This is a genomic window from Candidatus Proelusimicrobium excrementi (genome assembly GCF_937881865.1).
GTDB lineage: Bacteria > Elusimicrobiota > Elusimicrobia > Elusimicrobiales > Elusimicrobiaceae > Proelusimicrobium > Proelusimicrobium excrementi.
This window is the reverse complement of record NZ_CALGEO010000051.1, coordinates 1-1,765: the sequence shown is the minus strand read 5'-3', so window position 1 is coordinate 1,765 and position 1,765 is coordinate 1. Positions and strand designations below refer to the sequence as shown.

Annotated in this window: 3 protein-coding genes; all 3 read left to right on the top strand. The window is 39.0% G+C overall.

What is annotated here, in order from left to right:
• Positions 1-131: 131 nt before the first annotated feature.
• On the top strand, positions 132-368 hold the full coding sequence (locus ACQY26_RS02615; protein WP_428047525.1) for a hypothetical protein: 237 nt from the start codon (positions 132-134) through the stop codon (positions 366-368).
• A gap of 63 nt (positions 369-431) precedes the next feature.
• Positions 432-800, top strand: a complete 369-nt coding sequence (locus tag ACQY26_RS02610; RefSeq protein ID WP_428047523.1) for a hypothetical protein — start codon at positions 432-434, stop codon at positions 798-800.
• Between the two features lie 474 nt (positions 801-1,274).
• Positions 1,275-1,622: a 30S ribosomal protein S10 gene (gene rpsJ, locus ACQY26_RS02605; RefSeq protein WP_428047521.1), complete on the top strand. Its 348-nt coding sequence runs from the start codon at positions 1,275-1,277 to the stop codon at positions 1,620-1,622.
• Positions 1,623-1,765 lie beyond the last annotated feature (143 nt).

Sequence of the window (1,765 nt, the reverse complement as noted above, 5' to 3'; positions counted from 1 at the left end):
GCGCCGGCGTCGTTACCAAAATTATCGAGTAATTATAATACGCTCATTTGCTAAAAGGGCCGGTTTTGCCGGCCCTTTTCTTTTGTTATTAATAAGAGTAAGATGTATCTTATTAAAAAGAAAACAATAAAATGCTGGTGAAATTATTTCTTTCCGTATGTATGCTTGTTTCGCCGGTTTTTCTTTTTGCCGGTTCGGGGAAGTTCGCGGAAAATTATAATATTAAAATCAAGAAAAGCGATAAAAAGGATAATTCAAAGAAGTACGGGGAAGCCCTGATAAAAGCCGTAAAAAATAATGATTTTGAAACTGTAAAAAAGTTTGTCTGCTCCGGCTTTGTTTTGGATATTATACCGTTTAATAAATAGGGTACGCTTGTTTGCGGATATAAAGAAAGAATAACGTTATCTCACTTTGATATAATATTAATTATGAAAAAATTATTTGCCTTAACTTCAGTTTTACTCTGCGCCGCTTTTTTGGCGGCTTGCTGCGGAGGGAATAAACAAACTTCCGCCGTTAATTCCAAGCCCGAAACTCTTGCCCGGGCTTTGGAGAAAGCGGATAAAAAATGCCGTACCGACGCCGACTGCGTTGCTGTAAATAAAGGCTGCTGTATGTGCGCCGGCTATGAGGCAGTAAACGCCAAATCCGCTGAAAAAATCAAAAATATTTGGCAGAAAGAATGCGCTCTCGCGGCGTGTACCATGCAGATGTGCTATGTCGAAATTACGCCCTCCTGCAAAGATAATGTTTGCGTAGGCGAACCTAAGCCGTACGAAGCTTATTTCTCAAAATAATTCAATAACACCCGGTTTGAAAGCCGGGTGTTTGATTTTGTACGCTTCTTAATCCTTAAAACTCTACTTTTCCCAAAAAACTTTGTTTTTAGCTGCTCAGGATATTGCGGCTATTTTCCCGTTCGGTAAAAACTGAGGCGGAGCAGACTGCTAAAATGATATAATTTATATATAGTTTGAAACCGGTTTTTACTAATGCTTTTCTATTGTTAAAATCAGTTGCAAACGAAACCCGAATATTGGTATAATATTACGGTAAAGTGTATAGCAGGTAGAAGAGAATACCTTCTTTACTATGGCAGTTGACCGTTAACACAACAGCCATGGAGGTGTTCTTTCTACGCTTTATTATCTAATAAAAAGCAGTTTTCAAAAATATATGGGGAGGAGGTTTCCCCGACGAGAGATACTAAAGCCAAGCGATATATTTTAGAAATAAAAATTTCAGAGTAAAAATTATCTTAGGAAAATAAAATGGCAGAAAAAACAGAAAAGAAAACAGCAAAGTTAAGCGGTCAGGAAAGAATCCGCATTAAACTTCGCTCTTACGATTACAGAATGCTGGACAACTCCGTTGCCAGAATAGTAGATACTGCTAGAAAGACCGGCGCCATCGTGGCCGGCCCTGTTCTTTTACCTGTAAAAGTCAGAAAGTATACGGTTCTTCGCTCCCCTCATACGGACAAGAAATCCAGAGAACAGTTTGAAATGCGTATCCACAAAAGATTAATCGACTTAAAGAGCCCCACACCCAAAACCGTAGACGAATTGATGAAACTTGATTTACCCGCCGGTGTTGATGTGGCAATTAAAAGCAATTAAGCTTTGGATTTGACGGCGCCTTTCTTACTCGTAAGCAAGGCGGGTGCAGAAAACATAAGAACTCTGCATCAGTAAAAACAAAAGTGACGCAGTAAACGCCTTAAAAGCGCTTATGATGCGGCTTAAAAAGGAAAAATAATGTC